Source organism: Hominilimicola sp. (assembly GCF_046972485.1).
GTDB lineage: Bacteria > Bacillota > Clostridia > UBA1381 > UBA1381 > Hominilimicola > Hominilimicola fabiformis.
The window spans coordinates 1-5581 of record NZ_JBKVWU010000130.1 but is presented as its reverse complement, the minus strand read 5'-3'; the positions used below and the strand labels follow the sequence as shown (position 1 = coordinate 5581).

General features: G+C 33.5%; 5 protein-coding genes and 1 pseudogene. 2 read left to right on the top strand and 4 right to left on the bottom strand.

Annotated elements, in window-relative coordinates; translation table 11 throughout:
• Nucleotides 1-137: 137 nt before the first annotated feature.
• Nucleotides 138-260 (top strand): annotated as a pseudogene (locus ACLTU0_RS10300) (Sir2 silent information regulator family NAD-dependent deacetylase); the annotation flags it as partial.
• A 53-nt stretch (nt 261-313) separates the two neighbouring features.
• Nucleotides 314-1186: a DUF5131 family protein gene (locus ACLTU0_RS10295; RefSeq protein WP_337870875.1), complete on the top strand. Its 873-nt coding sequence runs from the start codon at nt 314-316 to the stop codon at nt 1184-1186.
• Here the strand turns inward: ACLTU0_RS10295 and ACLTU0_RS10290 are convergent.
• Genes ACLTU0_RS10290 through ACLTU0_RS10275 form a run of 4 tightly spaced genes read right to left on the bottom strand, consistent with a single transcriptional unit; the run spans nt 1183 to nt 5411 of the window.
• Nucleotides 1183-2082, bottom strand: coding sequence for a ribokinase (locus ACLTU0_RS10290; RefSeq protein WP_412322352.1), 900 nt, complete (start codon nt 2080-2082; stop codon nt 1183-1185). The two genes, ACLTU0_RS10295 and ACLTU0_RS10290, sit on opposite strands and share 4 nt — an antisense overlap.
• A 30-nt stretch (nt 2083-2112) precedes the next feature.
• Nucleotides 2113-2244 carry a hypothetical protein gene (locus ACLTU0_RS10285; RefSeq protein WP_412322350.1) on the bottom strand — a complete coding sequence of 44 codons (132 nt, stop codon included), beginning with the start codon at nt 2242-2244 and terminating at the stop codon, nt 2113-2115.
• A 25-nt stretch (nt 2245-2269) separates the two neighbouring features.
• Nucleotides 2270-3721, bottom strand: coding sequence for a response regulator transcription factor (locus ACLTU0_RS10280; RefSeq protein ID WP_412322348.1), 1452 nt, complete (start codon nt 3719-3721; stop codon nt 2270-2272).
• Nucleotides 3714-5411 (bottom strand): sensor histidine kinase, encoded by a 1698-nt coding sequence (locus ACLTU0_RS10275; RefSeq protein ID WP_412322346.1) that lies wholly within the window; start codon nt 5409-5411, stop codon nt 3714-3716. Before ACLTU0_RS10275 ends, ACLTU0_RS10280 begins: the two co-directional genes overlap by 8 nt.
• Nucleotides 5412-5581 lie beyond the last annotated feature (170 nt).

Sequence of the window (5581 nt, the reverse complement as noted above, 5' to 3'; positions counted from 1 at the left end):
CCCAAATGATATTGCCGCACAAATAGCCGTTGAAACAGTGAAAGACTATTTGAAACATTCTGAATTGGAAAGGGTGATTTTTAATGTTTTTAAGGATACCGACAAAAAAATCTATGAAAAATTACTCAGATGAGATAATGGTAAACGGTAAAGATTATTTTGTTATTACCACTAACGTGGACCATTGTTTTCAGAAAGCTGGTTTTGATAAAAAACGCCTATTTTACACTCAAGGCGACTACGGTTTACTTCAATGCAATATGTTTAGATGAAGATATTTATAAAGTTATAAAAGATGTCAGGAAGTGATATAATGCACGATATATGGAATCCGTGGCACGGTTGCGTGAAATGCAGTGAGGGTTGCCAAAATTGCTATATGTATTTTTTAGACCGTGTTCGTGACAAAAGCGGCTCGGATATTTATAAAACAAAATCAGGATTTGACTATCCTCTGCAAAAAGACCGTTACGGCAATTATAAAGTGCAGAGCGGTGAGCTTATTCGCGTATGTATGACGTCAGATTTCTTTTTAGAAGAGGCTGACAAGTGGCGTGAAGAAGCATGGGATATTATAAAGCAACGCAGTGACGTAAAATTTTATTTGCTTACCAAACGTCCCGAGAGAGTGCATAAATGCCTTCCGTCAGATTGGGGCAACGGTTGGGAAAATGTATTTTTTAATGTTACCGCCGAAAATCAAAAACGTGCCGATGAACGTATTCCGCTATTACTTGATTTACCGTTTAAACACAAAGGAATAATGTGTGCTCCATTTATCGGTCCTATCAGTATCGAAAAATATCTGCAAAGCGGTCAGATAGAACGTGTAGTATGTGGCGGTGAAAATTACGACGGTTCACGTCCTTGTAATTTTGATTGGGTAAAATCATTACGTCAAGAATGTGTATCGCATAATGTTACATTTTGCTTTATTGAAACAGGTACATATTTTATAAAAGACGGTAAAAAATATCGTATACCGAAAAAATCTACACAAAGCGAAATGGCGTATAAATCGGGTATGAATTACATCGGTAAACCGATTAAATTTAAGTTGTGCGATAATTTCGGATTTGATATACCCGAAAATGAATTATATGTACCCCACTATCGCAAAAATTGCGAACATTGTAGCAGTAAACTTATTTGCAATGGGTGCTGTGATTGCGGTAAATGTGATTAAGAACTTTGAAATGAATTTTCAGCCGCTAAAACTTCGTTTAACATAGGTATAGATACAGACGCGCCTTTTCTTGATACTGCAATAGCTGATGCAACTGACGCAATTTTTAAGGATTTTTCAACAGTGTTCCCCATTGCTGTTTGTGCAAAAAAGTATCCTGTAAATGTATCTCCCGCGGCAGTTGTATCAACGGCATTAACCTTAAATGACAGCTGAAAAACAACCTTTTCGGTATCGCCGTACATACTTCCTTCACTTCCGAGAGTAATAATGATTTTAAGTTTTGGATAATTCTTTGCAAAATATTTTAAACCGTCTTTTGGATTATCACATTGAGTAAGCTCCGACATTTCCACTTCGTTGATAATTATATAGGAAAGCATATTAAAATCAAGATTTTTTATTTCATCGTTATACGGTGAAGGATTAAATATTATACACATTCCTTTTTTGTATGCTTTTTCTATGATATAGTCTATTTTATTTATTTCATTTTGAAGCAAAAGCATATCGCCTTTTTGAAATTTATCAAGCACTTCATCAACAAATTCTTCGGTTATTTTTGCATTTGAGCCGGAATAAAGAAAAATCGAATTATCACCTTTGCTGCTTACTTGAATAATAGCGTGTCCTGTTTTTTCGTCTACTTTTTTTATATTAGATATATCGACACCGTTTGACTCTAAAACATCTGTAAGCATTTCTCCGTCAGTTCCGATACAACCGGCGTGATAAACTTCCATACCTGCCTTAGCTAAAGCGACTGATTGGTTAAGACCTTTTCCACCCGGAAATACTTGCATTGAATTACTTGTTTCGGTTTCTCCTATTGTGACAATATGGTCTAATTTATATACAAAATCAATATTACACGAGCCGAAATTCAATATTTTCATAACAGTCGCACTCCTTATATAAAACTGAATTTATTTATCTTTTGTCTTTTTAGGCTTACCGAGTCCATGACAATATGGGCATATAATCTTGCCTACATCAGGATTCCATACATATTTTTCCCCGCAAATCGGGCACTTTTTAAATATTGGTATAATTGTCATTTGTATCACTCTCTTTCAATATAATTTATTTATCTCTTGCCGAATATTCGGTCGGCCACATACCGGTTTCACGTTTGAATGTTTTTGAAAAATAGTATGATTCTTTAAATCCGACTGCGTCGGCAATATCTTTTATTCTTAAATCATTATTTTCTTCGATTAATTTCTTTGCTTTTTCTATTCTGTACTTAGTTACATATTCATTAGGTGATACGCCTTTTTGTCGTTTAAACAATCGGCTTATATAACTCGGTACAAAACCGAATTCTTTTGATAAAACATCACTTGTAATGTTTTTATTATAATTATTAATCAGATATTCTTCCACTTCATTTGCAAGCTGTTCATATCTGTCAGGATCACGTTTATCGTTTCTCAATGTTGCCAATATTGATATAATATCAGCTATAAACGCATCATATGAAACAAAGCTTGCAAGTGCATTGACAAATTCTTTTTTTACACTGGTATTTTTCCGCTTCATATGATTCGGATAATTCAATGTGTAAGTATCCAAAATTATATTCAAAAAACCGTTTATTTCTTCTTGTGTACAATCAGAGGACATCATATTATTCATTACGGCGATTAATTTGTTTTTTAATTCATCATTGTTTCTGTTTTTTATTGCAAAAACAATACTGTCGACATCTGCTTTTGAATATGGCTGTGATATATCTTCATAACTGTCTGACAATGAATTACAGCACAATAATTGCGATTTGTTTAGAATAAGATGTTTTATGAGTTGTTCTCTAAGTTTACTAAAATATTTGCCCGTATCTTTAAACAACACACCTTTTTGATAAACAATAGTCATGGGAAGATTTTTAGTTGAAAATTCATCATAAATTTTGTGTATCAATTCTTCTTGTCTTTCTTCCGTTTCGGCGGTTATAACCATAAGACGTTCCGAAAGCATATTGCTGTTAAAGAAAATATATTCTTCTGAAGTTGTAAGCAAATTATCCATAAAAGCATCAATTCCCGAATCGGACCAAAAACGTTCACCGGGAAGAAGAACTTCCGAACCATATAACAAATACGCACCGGCACATGCAAGAATTACAATAGTATTATTTTCGTCAAACATTTTGTTTTTGTCGGCAATTTCACTTTTTATTCTTTGAGTAAGCTCGCTCACCTTATCTTTAGATATAGGCTTTAACAAATAATCAAACACCTTATATTCCAATGCTTTCCTTGCATATTCAAAATCAGAATATCCGCTTACAATTATAACTTTTGTATCGGGTTTATTCTGATATATCCAGCCTGCAAGTTCGATACCTGTCATAATCGGCATTTTAATATCAGTAATAACAATATCAAAATCTTCATTTTTTAGCTTTTCTACGGCATTTTTTCCGTTTATGCAACATTCGGTAACTTTAAAATCGGAATCAACCGATTCTAAAGTTGATTTAATCATTCGCATAATCGGAGGCTCGTCCTCAGCAATAAGCACTTTAAACATATTTTTGCTCCCCCACAACAATTTTTATTTCCATACCGTCATCGTTATATATATCGTATTTGAGATTTTTGTTGTGCGTCATAGTAAGACGGACTATTGTATTTACAATACCCAATCCGCCGATATTCCCCACTTGTCTTTCATTTAATGCTTTATCTATTTTGTCTTTTATTTCGGCAATTCTTTCTTCGGATATTCCCGAACCGTTATCCTTTATGATAAGTTCCCACCTATCTTTCGTGCCTACCATCTTTATATCAATATTCCATGGTGGCTCTTTTTCTTTAAAAGCATGTATAAAACAGTTTTCTGCAAGCGGTTGTATAAACAATTTTGGCACCGGAATGTTCATCAAATCGTCTGAAACATCAATCTTATAAGAAAAATAATCCTCATATCTTGATTTCATCAATGCAAGATAATTTTTTGTATGAATTATTTCTTCTTTAAGCGGTACGGTAACTTTTTGATATGCTGCAACGTATCTAAGCATATCAGACAGTTCGACGCACATTGTGGAAACACTGTCACATCCTGCCTCACTTCCGGCAGAACTGATTACCGCCAGCATATTGTACAGAAAATGAGGATTCATTTGAGCCTGCAAAGCAAGCGCATATGCCTTTTTCTCTTGAATAATCGAATTATTCATTCTTTCAAGCATTTTTTCAAAACTGTCCTCAAGCTCTTTTATTTCATCAATAGCATCATCGTTGATGTGAGCCATTTTATCATCCGGTGCGTCAATTTTGCAAACGTGATTTGCTAATTGTGAAATCGGTTTTATAACTTCTTTTCCGATAGTTCGGCTTATCAAGAATACAAACACTAACAATATTGCATACAAAGCCACAAAAATCGATAAAATAAATATTATATTTGTCTTTGTATTCGCTACGGGTGTTCGTATCATTATTTCCCAGTTTGCATTATTGACAAATGCCGAAGAATACTCGCTTCTTTCTCTTTCTGTATATACGGTCGGATATATAATTTTTCCGTTTGAACGGTCGCAAATTAAAATCTCGGCATTATCTTCTGTATGCAGCATTTGTTCAAGCCTGTCCACACTTGCTCTAACCTCAATTATACCGCAAACAGTATCGGAATAATCATTTTTTAGACTCTTTTTTAAAGTTATAAATTCTCTTGTACTTTCCGTCCAAGGATTTTCCGATGGTGCGGTTATTATTTTATCGTCATTTTCTTCGATTTGATTTAACTCTATGGCATAATTTATATTTTCCATAGTGCTTTGAAATTTCTTTTTATCAATGAAGTAATTTTGATTTGATACAAAATCACCGTATCCGTTATAGACCGATATATTGAAATTACCGTTTCGATCAGTAATCAATCCGTTAAGGATAGATGAAACGTCGATTCCAAGCAAAACGTTATCATTGAAAAAATTACTTTTATCATTTTTGGTATTGTTAAGGTTATAAAAAATATTTATTATACGAGGTTGACGTTTCACTTGTTGTGCAAGTACGTCTATTTCTTCTATGTATGTGTCGACCTGTCGAGCCATAGTTTCCGCAATTTTTGTCCCTGCATTTTCTGCCTCATAATTAAGTTTTGTCACAACAGAAAAGTACATTACAATCATTGCCGCAGCTAAAATCAAAGCTATAAAAATCAAATATGGTCTGACAACTCTTTCAACAAGTCTTGAATGTTTTTTCATATCAAACTCCGTTTTTATTACATTTAGTAAAAAAGTACAAATCACAGAAATGTACAATCAATATGTTGTACTATATTAACATATTAATTATACTCTATCGGCATTATATTTGTCAACAAAAAAAATGCCCCTTTATTAAAAGGGGCATTTTTGGGGGGAAATAATACAAT